At 60.0% G+C, this 14,856-nt stretch carries 15 protein-coding genes; 8 read left to right on the top strand and 7 right to left on the bottom strand.

All coding sequences use genetic code 11. From position 1 onward, the window contains the following. Positions 1 to 158 precede the first annotated feature (158 nt). Together rpmA and rplU are read right to left on the bottom strand one after the other, a co-directional pair. Positions 159 to 434 carry a 50S ribosomal protein L27 gene (gene rpmA, locus HYE77_RS10550; RefSeq protein WP_003215862.1) on the bottom strand — a complete coding sequence of 92 codons (276 nt, stop codon included), beginning with the start codon at positions 432 to 434 and terminating at the stop codon, positions 159 to 161. 34 nt (positions 435 to 468) lie between these two features. Then, positions 469 to 783: a 50S ribosomal protein L21 gene (gene rplU / locus HYE77_RS10545; RefSeq protein WP_003176051.1), complete on the bottom strand. Its 315-nt coding sequence runs from the start codon at positions 781 to 783 to the stop codon at positions 469 to 471. Positions 784 to 1,022: 239 nt separating this feature from the next. Between rplU and HYE77_RS10540 the strand changes: the two genes are divergently transcribed. The 3 genes from HYE77_RS10540 to HYE77_RS10530 all read left to right on the top strand — a co-directional run bounded on the left by HYE77_RS10540 (position 1,023) and on the right by HYE77_RS10530 (position 2,976). Next, complete coding sequence (locus HYE77_RS10540; RefSeq protein WP_003215860.1) at positions 1,023 to 1,991, top strand: polyprenyl synthetase family protein; 969 nt, start codon at positions 1,023 to 1,025, stop codon at positions 1,989 to 1,991. 188 nt (positions 1,992 to 2,179) lie between these two features. Then, positions 2,180 to 2,521, top strand: coding sequence for a zinc ribbon domain-containing protein YjdM (locus HYE77_RS10535; protein ID WP_003215858.1), 342 nt, complete (start codon positions 2,180 to 2,182; stop codon positions 2,519 to 2,521). Between the two features lie 197 nt (positions 2,522 to 2,718). Further along, entirely contained in the window at positions 2,719 to 2,976 is a 258-nt protein-coding gene (locus HYE77_RS10530) for a hypothetical protein (protein ID WP_003215856.1), read from the top strand. A gap of 54 nt (positions 2,977 to 3,030) precedes the next feature. Here HYE77_RS10530 and HYE77_RS10525 read toward each other — a convergent pair whose 3' ends face one another. Both HYE77_RS10525 and HYE77_RS10520 read right to left on the bottom strand, forming a co-directional pair. Continuing rightward, the gene (locus HYE77_RS10525) at positions 3,031 to 3,648 is read right to left on the bottom strand and encodes an FKBP-type peptidyl-prolyl cis-trans isomerase (RefSeq protein WP_003215854.1); all 618 of its coding nucleotides are present in this window, start codon (positions 3,646 to 3,648) and stop codon (positions 3,031 to 3,033) included. Positions 3,649 to 3,761: 113 nt separating this feature from the next. Beyond that, on the bottom strand, positions 3,762 to 4,250 hold the full coding sequence (locus tag HYE77_RS10520) for a TIGR00645 family protein (RefSeq protein WP_003215853.1): 489 nt from the start codon (positions 4,248 to 4,250) through the stop codon (positions 3,762 to 3,764). Between the two features lie 166 nt (positions 4,251 to 4,416). Here HYE77_RS10520 and HYE77_RS10515 point away from each other — a divergent pair, with 166 nt between their 5' ends. Then, positions 4,417 to 6,252, top strand: a complete 1,836-nt coding sequence (locus HYE77_RS10515) for a hypothetical protein (protein ID WP_177068765.1) — start codon at positions 4,417 to 4,419, stop codon at positions 6,250 to 6,252. A 51-nt stretch (positions 6,253 to 6,303) separates the two neighbouring features. Here HYE77_RS10515 and HYE77_RS10510 read toward each other — a convergent pair whose 3' ends face one another. Together HYE77_RS10510 and HYE77_RS10505 are read right to left on the bottom strand one after the other, a co-directional pair. Beyond that, positions 6,304 to 6,630, bottom strand: a complete 327-nt coding sequence (locus tag HYE77_RS10510) for a hypothetical protein (protein WP_003215849.1) — start codon at positions 6,628 to 6,630, stop codon at positions 6,304 to 6,306. 200 nt (positions 6,631 to 6,830) lie between these two features. After that, positions 6,831 to 9,269, bottom strand: a complete 2,439-nt coding sequence (locus tag HYE77_RS10505) for a Lon protease family protein (RefSeq protein WP_003215847.1) — start codon at positions 9,267 to 9,269, stop codon at positions 6,831 to 6,833. 267 nt (positions 9,270 to 9,536) lie between these two features. On the opposite strand from HYE77_RS10505, the gene HYE77_RS10500 reads away from it, so the two are divergent. The 4 genes from HYE77_RS10500 (at position 9,537) to HYE77_RS10485 (ending at position 13,286) form a co-directional block, all read left to right on the top strand. Continuing rightward, positions 9,537 to 10,025, top strand: a complete 489-nt coding sequence (locus HYE77_RS10500; protein WP_003215845.1) for a DUF3015 domain-containing protein — start codon at positions 9,537 to 9,539, stop codon at positions 10,023 to 10,025. 93 nt (positions 10,026 to 10,118) lie between these two features. Then, positions 10,119 to 11,972, top strand: a complete 1,854-nt coding sequence (locus tag HYE77_RS10495) for a DUF4105 domain-containing protein (RefSeq protein WP_177020432.1) — start codon at positions 10,119 to 10,121, stop codon at positions 11,970 to 11,972. 389 nt (positions 11,973 to 12,361) lie between these two features. Next, positions 12,362 to 12,718, top strand: a complete 357-nt coding sequence (locus HYE77_RS10490) for a hypothetical protein (RefSeq protein ID WP_102369931.1) — start codon at positions 12,362 to 12,364, stop codon at positions 12,716 to 12,718. 70 nt (positions 12,719 to 12,788) lie between these two features. Next, on the top strand, positions 12,789 to 13,286 hold the full coding sequence (locus HYE77_RS10485) for a GreA/GreB family elongation factor (RefSeq protein ID WP_177068764.1): 498 nt from the start codon (positions 12,789 to 12,791) through the stop codon (positions 13,284 to 13,286). Here the strand turns inward: HYE77_RS10485 and gdhA are convergent. Then, positions 13,283 to 14,620 carry an NADP-specific glutamate dehydrogenase gene (gene gdhA / locus HYE77_RS10480; protein WP_177068763.1) on the bottom strand — a complete coding sequence of 446 codons (1,338 nt, stop codon included), beginning with the start codon at positions 14,618 to 14,620 and terminating at the stop codon, positions 13,283 to 13,285. The genes HYE77_RS10485 and gdhA overlap by 4 nt on opposite strands. Between the last annotated feature and the right edge of the window lie 236 nt (positions 14,621 to 14,856).

Below are 14,856 nucleotides of genomic sequence, written 5' to 3'. Positions count from 1 at the left end.
AAACCAAGACATAAGACTCTTGCAAAAATGAGCGCAGCGACCTCAAGCAACGACCGCAAATCCACTGCTTTCGCCCATCACAAACAGCTTTGCAAGAGACTCACCCCACAAACGAAAAAGCCCCGTCGCGAGACAGGGCTTTTCCAGCAACTACGTAATTATGCCGCGACGACTTCAGTCTTCGGGACAATGCTCACGTAACGGCGGTTGAAAGCGCCTTTTACTTCAAACTTGATCACGCCGTCGATTTTAGCGAACAGAGTGTGATCTTTACCCATGCCAACACCGTAACCGGCGTGGAATTGGGTGCCGCGCTGACGCACGATGATGTTGCCCGGAATGATAACCTGGCCGCCATACATCTTCACGCCAAGGCGTTTGGCTTCTGAGTCGCGACCGTTACGGGTACTACCACCAGCTTTTTTGTGTGCCATGAGTCAATTCTCCTAGTGAGGAATTAGGCTGAAATTAAGCCTGAATACCGGTGATTTTGATCTCGGTGTACCACTGGCGGTGGCCCATACGCTTCATGTGGTGCTTACGACGACGGAACTTGATGATGCGGACTTTATCGTGACGACCTTGGGAGATCACTTCAGCCACAACGGTAGCGCCTGCAACAACTGGAGCGCCGATGTTCACGTCATCGCCATTGGCGACCAACAGAACGCGATCAAAAGTAACGGATTCGCCAGTAGCGATTTCCAGCTTCTCGATCTTCAGGTATTCACCTGGGGCGACCTTGTATTGCTTGCCACCAGTAACAATTACTGCGTACGACATGGTATTTCTCCGATAATCCTGCTCACCCAGCGCTTTATAAGAAGAGGTATTGGCTGGCATGGCTGCATGGGATGGACGTCCCGAATGCAATTGCGTAAGGCAGGTGCTGCCCAGGAAGTTCAGGGTGCGCGATTGTACGCAAGCTATGGAGGTGTTGCAAGTAGCCGTCTATCGCGCCTTGACACTACGGGACGCGGGTCCTAGCATGCCGCGCAACCCTTCTGGAGCGACTGTCGCTGATGCAACCCCAAGCTTTCTACCGCGCGGTGGCGGACGATTTTAGCGCCGTCGACGGCATCATCAAGAAGCAGCTGACTTCTAAAGTGCCGCTGGTCTCCAAAATTGGCGACTACATTACGTCGGCCGGCGGTAAACGCCTGCGTCCTTTATTAGTGTTGCTGTGTGGCAAGGCCCTGGGCCGCGAAGGCGATGACCTGCGCCTGCTGGCCGCGACCATCGAGTTCCTGCACACCGCCACCCTGCTGCACGACGACGTGGTCGACATGTCCGGCATGCGCCGTGGTCGCGAGACGGCCAACGCGATGTGGGGCAATGCGCCGAGCGTGCTGGTGGGCGACTTCCTGTACTCGCGCTCGTTCGAAATGATGGTCGAGCTGGGCTCGATGCCGGTGATGAAGATTCTTTCACAGGCCACGCGCATCATCGCCGAAGGCGAAGTGTTGCAGCTGTCGAAGGTTCGCGACGCCAGCACCACCGAAGAAACCTACATGGAAGTGATTCGCGGCAAAACCGCGATGCTCTTCGAAGCCTCGACCCACAGCGCCGCCGCCCTGTGCGAAGCAACGCCCGAGCAGAGCGAAGCCCTGCGCACGTTCGGCGATCACCTGGGCGTGGCCTTCCAGCTCGTGGACGACCTGCTGGACTATCGCGGCGACGCCGAAACCCTGGGCAAGAACGTCGGTGACGACCTGGCCGAGGGCAAGCCGACCTTGCCACTGATCTACACCATGCGCGAAGGCACGCCGGAACAGGCCGCCCTGGTGCGCAAGGCGATCCAGAAAGGCGGGATCGAAGACCTGGAAAGCATCCGCGAAGCCGTGGAAGCCTCGGGTTCCCTCGAATACACCGCGCAACTGGCCCGTGACTACGTGGCTCGCGCGATCCAATGCCTGGAAGCCCTTCCAGCCAGCGAATACCGGGACGCCCTGGTTGAGCTGAGTGAGTTCGCGGTCGCCCGTACTCACTGATTCTGCTCTGCTCCATGCAGGAGCTGGCTTGCCTGCGATTGCATCACCGCGGTGTAACAGACAAACCGAGGTGCCTGCATCGCAGGCAAGCCAGCTCCCGCAGCGTTCTCTGGCGTTGCTCCCCCCTGCCCGGCTAAAACCCTATACAATGTGCGCTTTTTAGCCATCCTGAAACCAAAGGAGCTTTAGTGAGCACGTTGCCACCCTGCCCGAAATGCAATTCCGAATACACCTACGAAGATGGCGCCCAGCTGATTTGCCCGGAATGCGCCCATGAGTGGGCCGTCGGCGGCGAAGCCGAGGCGGCCAGCGATGAATCCGTGAAGAAAGACTCTGTGGGCAACGTCCTGCAGGACGGCGACACCATCACCGTGATCAAGGACCTCAAGGTCAAGGGCACGTCCCTGGTGGTCAAGGTCGGCACCAAGGTCAAGAACATCCGCCTGTGCGATGGCGACCACGATATCGACTGCAAGATCGACGGTATCGGCCCGATGAAACTCAAGTCCGAGTTCGTCCGCAAGGTCTGAATATGCTGCCTCCATCCCGCGCCCTGCACGGGATGGCGCTTCACCCTCCCCGCGTCACTTCCGCACTGGCGGCAAAAGGCCAGGCCTTTTGATCAAAAACAATATCCACACAGAAAAGTCCGGAAATGGCCAATAGGGACTTGCTATTCTACGAATAAGAATTATTCTCATTGAAACCCATCAAGGAGATACTTCCCATGACTTATTTGATCGATGCCTGGCTGGACCGTCCACACCCTTACCTGCGAATCCTCCATCGGGAAACCGGGGAAGTCTGCGCGGTGCTGGAAGAAGAGGCGTTAAGCGAACTGCAGGATCAGGGCGACCTGGACGTCAATGGCCTGAGTTCCAGTGAGCCCGGGGTGCTGAAGGAAGTGGTGAGAAATCTGTTTCTGTTCTGCTATGCCCGAGCGTTGCGCCCGGTGACGGATCTCAATGGCAAGTTTCATCCATGAGCAACCGCGCAAAACACTGCAGGAGCGAGCAGGCTCGCTCCTGCAGGTAAGGTCTTACAGAACGTCGAGCAGCTCGACGTCAAACACCAGAACGCTGTGCGGCGGGATGCTGCCAACGCCTTGAGCGCCGTAAGCCAGTTCGCTCGGCACGTACAGGCGCCATTTGCTGCCGGCATTCATCAGTTGCAGGGCTTCGGTCCAGCCGGCGATCACGCCGCCAACCGGGAATTCCGCAGGCTGGCCGCGCTCGTAGGAGCTGTCGAACACAGTGCCGTCGATCAGGGTGCCGTGGTAGTGAGTACGCACCTGGTCTTCACGGGTCGGCTTGGCGCCGCTACCTGCAGTCAGCACTTCAAATTGCAGGCCGGAAGCCAGGGTGGTGATGCCGTCACGCTTGGCGTTTTCAGCCAGGAAAGCCAGGCCTTCGCCAGCAGCAGCTTCAGCCTTTGCAGCGGCTTCGGCTTGCATGATTTCGCGGATGACCTTGAAGCTGGCGGCCATTTGCTCCTGGTCCACACGGCTAGGCTTGCCGGCAAAAGCGTCGGTCAGGCCAGCCAGGATCGCGTCCAGGCTCACGCCCGGTGGCGGGTTGTCGCGCAGCTGGTCGCCCAACTGACGGCCAATGCCGTAGCTCACGCGGGTTTCGTCGGTGGACAGATTAACTTCGGACATGGAAAGGCTCCGCTGTAGGACGACACAGGTGCCGTCCAAACTAAAAGGGCGAGCAGACTAGCACACAAGCCACGCCCTTGATGAGCCCCGCGCAGGAGAGCGCCAGGGGCTGATTAATGCTTGGTAACCTTGTCCAGGTAGCCCATGGCAAACGCCGACACCACGAAGGTCATGTGAATGATCACGTACCATTTCAGGTGCTCGGGATCGACGTTCTTGGCGTCCATGAAGACCCGCAGCAGATGGATCGACGAAATCGCCACGATGGACGCCGCGACCTTCATCTTCAGCGACGAGGAGTCCATGGTCCCCAGCCAGTTGAGCTTCTCCTTGCTTTCGTCGATGTCCAGCTGGGAGACGAAGTTCTCGTAGCCGCTGATCATCACCATCACCAGCAGGCCGCCCACCAGGGCCATGTCGATCAACGACAGCAGCACCAGGATCACATCCGACTCGCTCATGGTGAACACGATGGGAATCACATGAAACACTTCCTGGAAGAACTTCAGGCCCAGCGCCAGCAGCCCCAGGGACAGCCCGAAATAGATCGGCGCCAACAGCCAGCGTGAGGCATACATTGCATTTTCGATAAAGCGTTCCATTGAATCTCACACAGCTTGGCTAAAAATGGCGGCGAGTATACCAGCCGCACCCAAACCCCAGAAACCGTCGAGAAAACTGATCGGTACGGCATCTGTTAAGGAATTTTTCTGCTAGTGTCGAGCTCATCAACTCGGCTCGATGATGTCGGACAGGAAAACTCAGATAATGGATGTGCGATCCCCTTTGGCCAGCCTTGGCCTGTGTGCGGCGTTGCTGATGGGCAGCGGTTGTTCCCCAAGCGATGAACACAAGCAAGCCAGTCTCGAAGAGAAAACCGCCAAGTTCGAACAATCCCTGGACGCCATCCAGGACCCCAAGCTCAAGGACGCCGTGTCCGAGCTCGGAGGCTCGCTGCTGTTGCTGGAACGGGCGCGCGCCAAGCTCGCCACCAAGCCCATCGAGGCCGAGTACAGCGAAGACGCCCTGGCGCTGCTCAAGCATTACCCTACGCCGCAGGCCCTGGTCGATACCTACATCAATGGCCTGTTTGTCCTGCGCAAGGCGTCCCATTCGGACTACCTGACGGACCTGCAGCCGATCTTCCCGTTCAACTTCAACATGCCCGACCAGTTCCCCTTCCCACACGGCCTGGAATGGCAGTCGGTGACCCTGAGCAACAACAAGGTCATCCCGTTCCAGCCGGAATGGTCGGAAACCGACCCGGGCATCCAGTTGAGCCCCACCAGTTCCAACCTGACCAACCCCGATGACCTGACGGTGACCTACCCGTTCGTCGAAGGCGTCGAGACGGAGAACAAAAGCCAGCCGCAGCCCGTCACCCTCAAGGGCAAGGTGGAAGTGATTTCCCCGCGTAAAGTCTTCACCTTCGACTTGTCGAAAAAGGACGTGGGCCGCAAGCGCACCGAAGAAAACGTCACGGTCACCCTGCTGGCCCTGGAAAAGAACTACGCCGAGATCGAACTGACCAACAGCGCCCCGCTGGCGCCGGAAGTCGCGGACGAATCGCCGAACCCGTTGCTGGTGCAGGCTCGTGACACCACCGGGCAATTTCTCTCGCGCTCGGGCTCGATCAACGAAAACGCCGCGCAACTGGCGTTCTACGAGAAGCAACTGGCCGAAATGCAGAAGCAGAAGGCCTGGTCCGACGCCTTCGAGAAACAGCTGGAAGACGAGCAGAAAGCCTTCGAGCTCAAGCAGAACAGCCACTACACCAAGGTGTACTTCAATGGCCTGATCGACAATGTGCAAGTCAGCGTGCTCGACTTTTCCCAGGCCACGGTGACCCGCAAGGACCTGGACCTGCCCGTACGGCGCTTCGACAAGAACAGCCTGGAAAAAACCGTACAGCCGTTGCCGATGCCCGTCACGGTGTATGACGACCAGGCCGCGGATTGGCTCAAGGACGCCACCCTGTCCGAAGACCAACTGAAGAAAAGCGTCACCATCAACCAGTCGGTGGATGACGCCAGTGCGGCGCACGTTGAGTTCGATCACCCCTACACCTTCAACGACGACCTGCTGGGCGAGGACCGCGGCGGCGGCGATGCCCCGGTGACGTTCCTCACCGCCAACGACGAAGGCAAGCTTGGCGAGCCGATCGAACTGCCCGCCGAAGCCTACGAGGTCGACCCGGGGCGCGGCACCATCACCTATGACTTGAACCTGTTTCCTGAAAACCCGGGGTTTGCCGTCGGATCGATGCCGCTGTTCCTGGCGACCATCGAGAAAGGCAGCCTCACTGCCGGGCAACTGCCCAAGGGCCTGGAGCTGAAGGACAACGCGCTGATTGTCGACCAGAAGCTGTTCCCCTCTGACAGCTGGCGGTTCTATGCCAAGGACGCCAGCGGCAACTACCTGAAGGAAATTCTCGGCGTCAGCCACCGCGCCGAGGAATACGGCACGGCGCTGTTCGACGTGCATTACTTCTACGGCCAGCCGACGACATTGGAAACCTACCAGCGCACCGGCCTGGACACGGTGCAGTATGGGTTTGAGGTGAAGCTGGACAAACCCGAGGCGGCCCCTGCCCCCAAGCCATAGCCCCTCCCGCGTAGCAGCTGTCGAGCGCCAGCTGCTACGGGGGGAGTGCGGTCAGCGGATATCGCTTAGCACCGTCTGCCGCCCACCGTTGAGTTGTCGCAAGTGCGCCTGCAGGTGCAGGCACCAGATCTGCGGGTCGTCAGCCAGCTCGTAGCCGTGCAGGGTCAGGCTTTCAACAATCGAATCGAGGATGGTTTGTGCCACGAAAGGTCCGTGGAACGGGCCTTGGGACTTGATGGTGGAGGGTTGTTCGCCGGTCATTCCGGCGGCAAACAACAAGGTCCACATCCCGGTATCCCCCGCGAGAGGGCGAATGGAACATTCGATACGGGTGACCAGGCCCAGGCACTGGCGGGTGAGGCAGAGGTTGCGCGACATGGCGGCGACCCTCGGTAGATCCGGTATTCAGCCTCGCAGGGCAAGACTGTTTCTATCCAGCGACTCCTGTGGCTATCCCTTGAGCTGAGAATAGAAGAAACCCGGTACAAACCAAGGCTGGGGGACCAACGGACGACTGCCGTCACGACGGCGTCAAAAATATGCCGAAGGGACCTGGAACCAGGCCCCTTCGGCATTGATTACACCGGCTTGGTCTCAGCCAGTGCTTCCTGCGCCAACTCCTTCTCGGCTTCCTTCAGGTCATCTTCACTGATCATCTCGGCGATTGCCCGCAGACGCTCCACCACCCGCGCATTGACGCTGCCTTCGGGGAATTGCCCCTCTTCGTCGGGCGAACCCGCAGGCTCACCCACCAGCAGGCTCAAGGCCTCGTCGGCCTGACGCACGGCATAGACGTGGAATTGCCCCTGCCGCACGGCCTGCAACACCTTCTCATCGAGCATCAGTGTCGCGACGTTGGCCTGGGGAATGATCGCCCCCTGCTCGCCGGTCAGCCCGCGGGCCTCGCAAAGACGGAAGAAACCTTCAATCTTCTCGTTGACCCCGCCGACCGCCTGCACCTCACCAAACTGGTTGATCGAGCCGGTGATGGCAAAGCACTGCTTGAGCGGCGTCTTCGACAGGGCCGAGATCAAGGTGCAGGCTTCGCCCAGGGACGCGCTGTCGCCGTCGACATAGCCGTAGGACTGCTCCAGGGCGATACTCGCCGAGATCGCCAACGGGAATTCCTGGGCATAACGGCTGCCCAGGTAACCGGTGAGGATCATCACGCCCTTGGAGTGAATCGGCTGGCCGAGGTTAACTTCACGCTCGATATCGACGATGCCGCTGCCGCCCGGGTACACCGTGGCAGAAATCCGCGCCGGCACACCGAACGCGGAGTCACCCACCTCCAGCACCGTCAGCCCGTTGCACTTGCCCACCGCCGCGCCGGCGGTGTCGATCAGGATCACCCCGGCGAGCATGTCGTCGAGAATCCGCGCCGACACCCGCCCGGTGCGCGTGGCCTTGGCCTTGAGTGCGCGCTCGATGTGCCCGGAGTCGGTGCGCTCATCACCGGCCAAGTGACGAATGAAGTCCGCCTCGCTGACCAGCTGGAACAAATCACCGATACGCGCCGACAAGCGGCCCTGGTTCTCCGCCAACCGCGCGCTGTAGGTCGCCAGCCGCGCCACCGCATCGGAGGTCAGCGGCGCCATGCCTTCTTCCGAGGTGCGGGTTTTCAGCAACTGGGCGAACTGCTCCAGGCTTTCATCCACCATCGGGATGTCTTCGTCAAAATCCACCAGTACCCGGAACATCTCCTGGAAGTCCGGATCCGCGTCCTGCAACGCGTAGTACAACTGGCGGGAGCCGATGATGATCACCTTGAGCTGCAACGGGATCACTTGCGGGTTGAGGGTCACCGTGGCCAGGCGGCCCAGTTCGCCCAGCGGTGATTCCATCTTCAGCTTGCGCGATTGCAAGGCACGCTTGAGGGCGTCCCATACAAACGGCTCGCTGAGCATCTTTTCGGCTTCAAGGATCAGGAAACCACCGTTGGCACGGTGCAGCGCACCCGGGCGCAATTGGCGATAGGTGGTGTAGAGCGCGCCCTGGTCGGTGCTGTATTCAATACGGCCGAACAGGTTGTCGTAGGTCGGATGCGGCTCGAAGACCACCGGCGCGCCACCGTTGATCGGATGCCCCACCACCAGGCTCGGGCAGTACTGTTCTTCCAGCAACTTGCGGGCCTGGGCGTCGGTTTTTGCGTCGTCCACCAACTGCTCGACCACGGTTTTCAGCAGGTAGACCTGCATCGCCTGCAAGTAGCCGCAGACGGCCGCGTTCTCCGCATATTTTTCGGACAACGGCGCCAGCAGTGGCTGCAAGGCCAGCGTGATGGTTTCTTCGTTGAACTGGCGCATCTGGTTATTGGACTCGCGCTTCCACTGGGGCAGGCTGGCGAGTTCTTCGTTGAGGCGTTCTTCCAGTTCGGAAATATCGGTGTGGAAACGCTCGCGGTCGGCTTCGGGCAACTGCGAGAACTCGGCCTCGTCCAGGGCCTTGCCGTCGAGCATCGGGGTAAACGCTATGTTGGTGCTGTCACGGTACAGCGCCACGTCTTTTTCCAGGGCCAGGCGCTCGATGACGTCCAGGGCACGGTCGTAACGCTGGTTGAAGGCACGGTCGATGGCGCTTTTGCGCTGTTGATACGTCGGGTGTTCAAACACCGCCGGGAAGGTCGCGACCAGGTTGTCGATCAGGCCGTTGATATCGGAGATGAACGCGGCAGCACCGCCCGCAGGCAGTTCCAGCGCGCGGGGTTCGCGAGGCTCATCGAAATTATTGACGTAGACCCAGTCGGCCGGGGTCTGCAGGCGCTTGCCTTCGGCCTTGAGGTAGCGTTTGACGAACGAAAAGCGCCCGGTACCGGGCTCGCCCATCACAAATACGTTGTAACCGGGGCGTGGCATGGCCACACCAAACTGCAAGGCTTCGACCGCACGTTCCTGGCCAAGCACACCGCGAAAGGGCTCCAAATCATTGGTGGTCGAGAAGCTGAACTGTTCAGCGGAAAAAGGACGAGTCAGCGCTTCGGGCGCTAGACGCAAGCTGGCAGCAACAGGATCAGGCATCGGGCTTCCTTACATCAGGCGGGGCAGATGACGGCATTCTGGCGCCGGGTTGGGCCGGCTGGCAAGGACGGCTTGGGGAAAGCATAGACCCGTGTTCGGGGCTGTAAAAAAACCGAGTGTTTCCGGCTTGTTTCATAAAAAGTCACGGAACCCTTGGATCATGCCTAAACTCCAACCTGCTGCGGGTTGGACTAATAACCGACCCCTAGGGTGCTGTCAGGCACCTGAACCCTTGTCCATTGGTTTGCACACAAAGAGAACAAAGCTATGAAACGGATCCTTCTCGGTACTCTCTTCACCGTCGTCTCCCTCAATGCAATGGCAGAAGCGCCAGGTGGCCCGAACTGCGGTTGGGGCAACATGTTGTTCGAAGGCCAACGCGGCACTCCGGCTCACTTCCTGGCCTCCACCACCAACGGTACCTCGGGTAACGCCACGTTCGGCATGACCTCGGGCACCAACGGCTGCAGCACCAACAGCGCACTGACCTACGGTGGCAAATCGTGGATTGCCATGAATGGCATGATGAACGAGCTGTCCGAAGACATGGCCAAGGGTAACGGCGAAGCGCTGACTACCTACGCTGTAGTACTGGGCGTTGCTCCTGAAGATCGCGAGCACTTTGCCGCTGTGACTCACGAGCACTTCCAGCAAATCTTCAGCAAGGCTGACGTAACCGCTGATGACGTGCACAACAACACCCTGGCTGTACTGAAAAGCGACACCCGTCTGGCGAAATACGCTACCCAGGCTTAAGCTCGACCCGCCCGTGCCTTTCGAGGCACGGGTTTTATTATTTTTGGACCTGCCTCCCCTTTGGGTCTTTTTATCTCGACTTAAGTTGCCCACATGCTCAAACGCCTTGCCTACCTGGCACTCTTCGCCTGCGCCCCGCTGTATGCGGCGCCGCACCTTGATGATCAACGTTTGCAGCAACTGGCCAACGACCCGTTCTGGCTTTCGCTGGGGCACTACGAATCCGGCAAGTTCAAAGGCTGGCGCAGCTATGTCAGCGACAAGAAATTCTTCCTCGCCCCCGATGGCGCCCACCATCCGGACCAGGAGCTGAAGGCCACTGTCGAGGCGCTGTATGCCCCGGCCAGCCTCGGCGAAAAGCACGCCCAATGCGTTTACCCGGCACGTACACGCTGGCTCAAGGACCAGTTGCACCTGACGGACTTGCCGACGCTGGACTGCAAGGAGTTCAAGCAATGGTTCAAGGACGTCGCCCCCCACAGCGCGGTGATGATCTTCCCGGCGGCCTACCTCAACAGCCCGTCATCAATGTTCGGCCATACCCTGCTGCGCATCGACCAGGCTGACGTGCAGAGCAACAACACCGCCCTGCTCAGCTACGCGATCAACTTTGGCGCCTATATCGAAGGCTCGGACAACAGCATCCTCTACGCCTGGAAGGGCCTGATGGGCGGCTACCCGGGCCTGTTCGCGCTGGTGCCCTACCAGGAAAAACTCTCGGAATACCGTAGCCTGGAGAACCGCGACCTGTGGGAATACCGCCTGAACCTGACCCAGGTCGAGACCGAGCGCATGGTCGAGCACGTGTGGGAACTCAAGCAGATCCAATTCGACTATTTCTTCTTCGACGAAAACTGCTCCTATCGCCTGCTGGAACTGCTGCAAGTGGCCCGCCCAAGCCTGCGGTTAACCGAACAATTCCCGCTGACCGCGATCCCTACCGACACGGTAAAAGCCGTGAAAGAAGCCGGCCTGGTGGAGAAAATCGATTACCGCCCTTCCCGTGAACGGGAGCTGCTGGAACGTGCCAAGCCGCTGGACAGCGACGAGCAGCAATGGGTGCTGAAGATCAGCGACGACCAGAAACAACTGCAGGACCCGGCGTTCAAGGCCATCGCCAAAGACCGCCAGGCCCTGATCATCGACGCCGCCTACCGCCTTGGCCGCTACCGCGCCAACGGCCTGGAGCGCGACACCGAACGCTCCCAGCGCAGCTTCGAACTGCTGCGGGCGATCAACCAGAACCCGGCGCCGGACCTGAAGATCGAACGCCCCGGCCTGCCCGAAGACGGCCACGAATCCCGCACCTGGCAAGCCGGCATCGGCACCCGGGGCGACAAGGCCTTCGGCGAATACGGCCTGCGCATGGCCTACCACGACCTGAACGACAACGCCGAAGGCTTCCCCTTGGGCGCGCAGATTGAAATCCTGCAAATGAAACTGCGCCAGTACGAAGGCAACCACTGGCAATTGCAGCAACTGGATCTGGCAACCATCCGCTCACTGACCCCACGCAACGAGCTGCTGCAGCCGTGGTCGTGGCAAGTCACCGGCGGCCTGGAGCGCGTACCGGGCAAGCATGACGACGAGACCCTCGTCAGCCACGTCAACGGTGGCGCGGGCGGCACCTGGCAACTGCGCGACGACATGCTTGGCTTCGCCCTCGGCACGGTGCGCGTGGAGCACAACAGCGACTTCGGTGAAGCCATCTCCCCGGCTGCCGGGTTCAATACAGGTGTGTTGTGGCGCAACCCGCTGGGCAACCTGAGCCTGGAAGCCAAGGGTGACTTCTTCACCAATGGCGAGGTGCGGCGCAGTATCAGCCTGAATCAACAGTGGGAATTGTCGCGCAACCTGGGGCTGAGACTGAGTGCGCAGCGGGAATACAGCCACCTCGCGACACCGGTGAACGAAGTGATGCTGGAAGTGAAGTGGTATCACTATTAATCCCTGAGCCGTAGATCGTTCCCACGCTCCGCGTGGGAATGCATCCTGTGACGCTCTGCGTCACGACCTTTAAAAGCGGACGCAGAGCGTCCAGAGCGGCATGCCCACGCAGAGCGTGGGAACGATCTCTAATTAGTCCATAAGGAGCTTGCTCCCGCGGGGCTGCGCAGCAGCCCCAAAACCAGACACCTCACCCTCTCTGGAATATCTCAATACCCTGAACAGGGGCCGCTTCGCGCCCCAGCGGGAGCAAGCTCCCTCGCCACAGGGGGCGCGTGATCGCCCGAAGCCGCAGCGTCACACGGATTTCTCACATCCGTTTCACATACCCCGAACGAATCCACTCCTACACTTCCCCCATCAGCCGTTCAACGGCCAGGGAGCAAGCGATGTGGCGGTACGCTGGAGTGCTGGGCCTGTTGGCCCTGCTGTCGGGTTGCCAATCAACCCATGAGGATTTGCTGGCCAAGGGTTATCCACCCGCCTTCGCCGATGGCTATGACGACGGTTGCAGCAGCGGCCGCCAGGCTGCCGGGGTGATCACCGGGGAATTTCGCAAGAACGTCCCGCGCTACCTGAAAGACCGCACCTACGCCGAAGGCTGGGATGATGGCTTTCGCCAATGCAAGGCCATGCGCGAGAACGAAGACCTGAACGACTACAAGAATCGCCACTGGGACGACCGCGAACGCGCCTGGCAACAGGAAAAAGACCGCGACGCTGCCAGGGCCTTTCGCTCGCAATAGGTCGCTTCCAGACATCCAGCGAAACTTAACCCCTGCGACCATGGCCCAAACTCCATAGCAGGAGAACGTCATGAGTCGAGCTTTCGTCAACGAAGACAGCGCCGCTGCCCAGGCCAGCCAACCGGTGGAACGCCAGGTCAGCGCGCAACCCAATCACCTCACTGCCCGCGGACTTGCACAATTGCAGGCCAGGGTCGCGCAGTTGCAAAACGAACACAGCGAAGAATCCGCCAAGGGCGAGCAGGCCGATAAACAGCGCCAGGCCGACCTTGAGCGGGATTTGCGTTACTTCAACCAGCGCCTGCAAAGCGCACAGGTGGTGGCGCCGGCAACCTCCACCGACAAGGTGCAGATCGGCAGCTGGGTGACCTTTGCCAACGAACAGGACGAAGAGCAGCGCATTCAGTTAGTGGGCGAAGACCAGGCCGACGCCACGGTGGGCCTGATCAACTGGGGTTCGCCACTGGGCTGCGCGCTGCTGGGTGCACAGGTGGGCGACGAGGTGCTGTGGAGGCGCCCCGTCGGTGATCAGTTGATCGAAATCCTGCGCATCGAACCCGAGGGTTAAACGATGCCCTGGGCCAGCATTGCATCCGCAACCTTCACGAAGCCTGCAATGTTGGCGCCCTTCACGTAGTTGACCCGGCCGTTCTCTTCGCCGTAGTGCACGCACGCATGGTGGATCGACTGCATGATGGTGTGCAGCTTGCTGTCCACTTCACCGGCGGTCCACAGCAGGCGCATGGCGTTCTGCGACATCTCCAGCCCGCTCACCGCCACCCCGCCGGCATTGGACGCCTTGCCTGGCGCGAACAGGATGCCGGCCTCGATAAAGATATCCACCGCCTCCAGAGTGGTCGGCATGTTGGCGCCTTCGGCCACGCAGACGCAGCCATTGCGCAACAGGGTGCGCGCCGCTTCGGCGTCCAGTTCATTCTGGGTGGCGCAGGGCAACGCGATGTCGCAGGCCAGTTCCCAGGGTGCTTTGCCGGCGCGGAATTCCAGGCCGAAACGCGATGCCAGCTCGCTGATGCGCCCGCGCTGTACGTTTTTCAGTTCAAGCAATGCCGACCATTGTTCTTCGGTCAAACCGCTTTCGCAGTACAGAGTGCCTTCGGAGTCGGACAAGGAAATCACCTTGCCGCCCAGGTCCATGACCTTGCGCGCCGCGTACTGGGCGACGTTGCCGGACCCGGAGATGGCCACGCGCTTGCCTTCGACCCGCTCGCCGTTGCGCTTGAGCATTTCTTCAGCGAAGTACACGCAGCCAAAACCGGTGGCCTCCGGGCGAATCAGGCTGCCGCCGTAGCTCATGCCCTTGCCGGTCAGCACCGAGGTGAACTGGTTGCTCAGGCGCTTGTACTGGCCGAACAGGAAGCCGATCTCCCGGGCGCCCACGCCAATATCACCGGCGGGCACGTCCACGTCCGAGCCGATATGGCGATACAGCTCGCTCATGAAGGCCTGGCAGAAGCGCATCACCTCGGCGTCGCTCTTGCCCTTGGGATCGAAGTCCGAGCCGCCCTTGCCGCCGCCCATGGGCAGCGAGGTCAGGGAGTTCTTGAAGGTTTGTTCGAAGGCGAGAAATTTCAGCACGCCCAGGTTCACCGACGGGTGGAAGCGCAGGCCACCTTTATAAGGGCCGATGGCGCTGTTCATCTGGATCCGGAACCCGCGGTTGACCCGTACTTTGCCCTGGTCATCTTCCCACGACACCCGGAACACAATCGCACGCTCCGGCTCGCAGATGCGCTCCAGGATGCCCGAGTTCAGGTAGTGGGGATTGGCTTCAAGAAACGGCCACAAACTGCGCAGGACTTCTTCCACGGCCTGGTGGAATTCCGGCTGGTCGGGGTCGCGTTTCTTGAGGCGGGCAAGGAAGGATTCAACGGATTCGATCATGAAAAGTCTCGGCAAATTTATTGTCGTTAAAGGAGATTTGTCCCGGACTTTATCAATTCATGTCGCACCGCGACAGGGCAAAATGTCGCTTTTGTGAATTTAAATGGTGCATTAGATATAAATACAGGCGTTTTTTGCACCTTAATGAGGATTTCAATCCAGGCCTTGCACCAACAGTTAATCCGCTATCGCAGGCAAGCCAGCTCCTACATTTGATCCAGTACATCCATGACAAT

It is taken from the genome of Pseudomonas sp. IPO3774, assembly GCF_013386835.1.
Taxonomy (GTDB): domain Bacteria; phylum Pseudomonadota; class Gammaproteobacteria; order Pseudomonadales; family Pseudomonadaceae; genus Aquipseudomonas.
This window is presented reverse-complemented; position numbering and strand designations above follow the sequence as displayed.

What these genes read in the sequence shown, in the direction of transcription:
- rpmA (WP_003215862.1), bottom strand. Translation starts at nt 434, where the DNA reads ATGGCACACAAAAAAGCTGGTGGTAGTACCCGTAACGGTCGCGACTCA.
- rplU (WP_003176051.1), bottom strand. Translation starts at nt 783, where the DNA reads ATGTCGTACGCAGTAATTGTTACTGGTGGCAAGCAATACAAGGTCGCC.
- HYE77_RS10540 (WP_003215860.1), top strand. Translation starts at nt 1,023, where the DNA reads ATGCAACCCCAAGCTTTCTACCGCGCGGTGGCGGACGATTTTAGCGCC.
- HYE77_RS10530 (WP_003215856.1), top strand. Translation starts at nt 2,719, where the DNA reads ATGACTTATTTGATCGATGCCTGGCTGGACCGTCCACACCCTTACCTG.
- HYE77_RS10525 (WP_003215854.1), bottom strand. Translation starts at nt 3,648, where the DNA reads ATGTCCGAAGTTAATCTGTCCACCGACGAAACCCGCGTGAGCTACGGC.
- HYE77_RS10520 (WP_003215853.1), bottom strand. Translation starts at nt 4,250, where the DNA reads ATGGAACGCTTTATCGAAAATGCAATGTATGCCTCACGCTGGCTGTTG.
- HYE77_RS10515 (WP_177068765.1), top strand. Translation starts at nt 4,417, where the DNA reads ATGGATGTGCGATCCCCTTTGGCCAGCCTTGGCCTGTGTGCGGCGTTG.
- HYE77_RS10510 (WP_003215849.1), bottom strand. Translation starts at nt 6,630, where the DNA reads ATGTCGCGCAACCTCTGCCTCACCCGCCAGTGCCTGGGCCTGGTCACC.
- HYE77_RS10505 (WP_003215847.1), bottom strand. Translation starts at nt 9,269, where the DNA reads ATGCCTGATCCTGTTGCTGCCAGCTTGCGTCTAGCGCCCGAAGCGCTG.
- HYE77_RS10500 (WP_003215845.1), top strand. Translation starts at nt 9,537, where the DNA reads ATGAAACGGATCCTTCTCGGTACTCTCTTCACCGTCGTCTCCCTCAAT.
- HYE77_RS10495 (WP_177020432.1), top strand. Translation starts at nt 10,119, where the DNA reads ATGCTCAAACGCCTTGCCTACCTGGCACTCTTCGCCTGCGCCCCGCTG.
- HYE77_RS10490 (WP_102369931.1), top strand. Translation starts at nt 12,362, where the DNA reads ATGTGGCGGTACGCTGGAGTGCTGGGCCTGTTGGCCCTGCTGTCGGGT.
- HYE77_RS10485 (WP_177068764.1), top strand. Translation starts at nt 12,789, where the DNA reads ATGAGTCGAGCTTTCGTCAACGAAGACAGCGCCGCTGCCCAGGCCAGC.
- gdhA (WP_177068763.1), bottom strand. Translation starts at nt 14,620, where the DNA reads ATGATCGAATCCGTTGAATCCTTCCTTGCCCGCCTCAAGAAACGCGAC.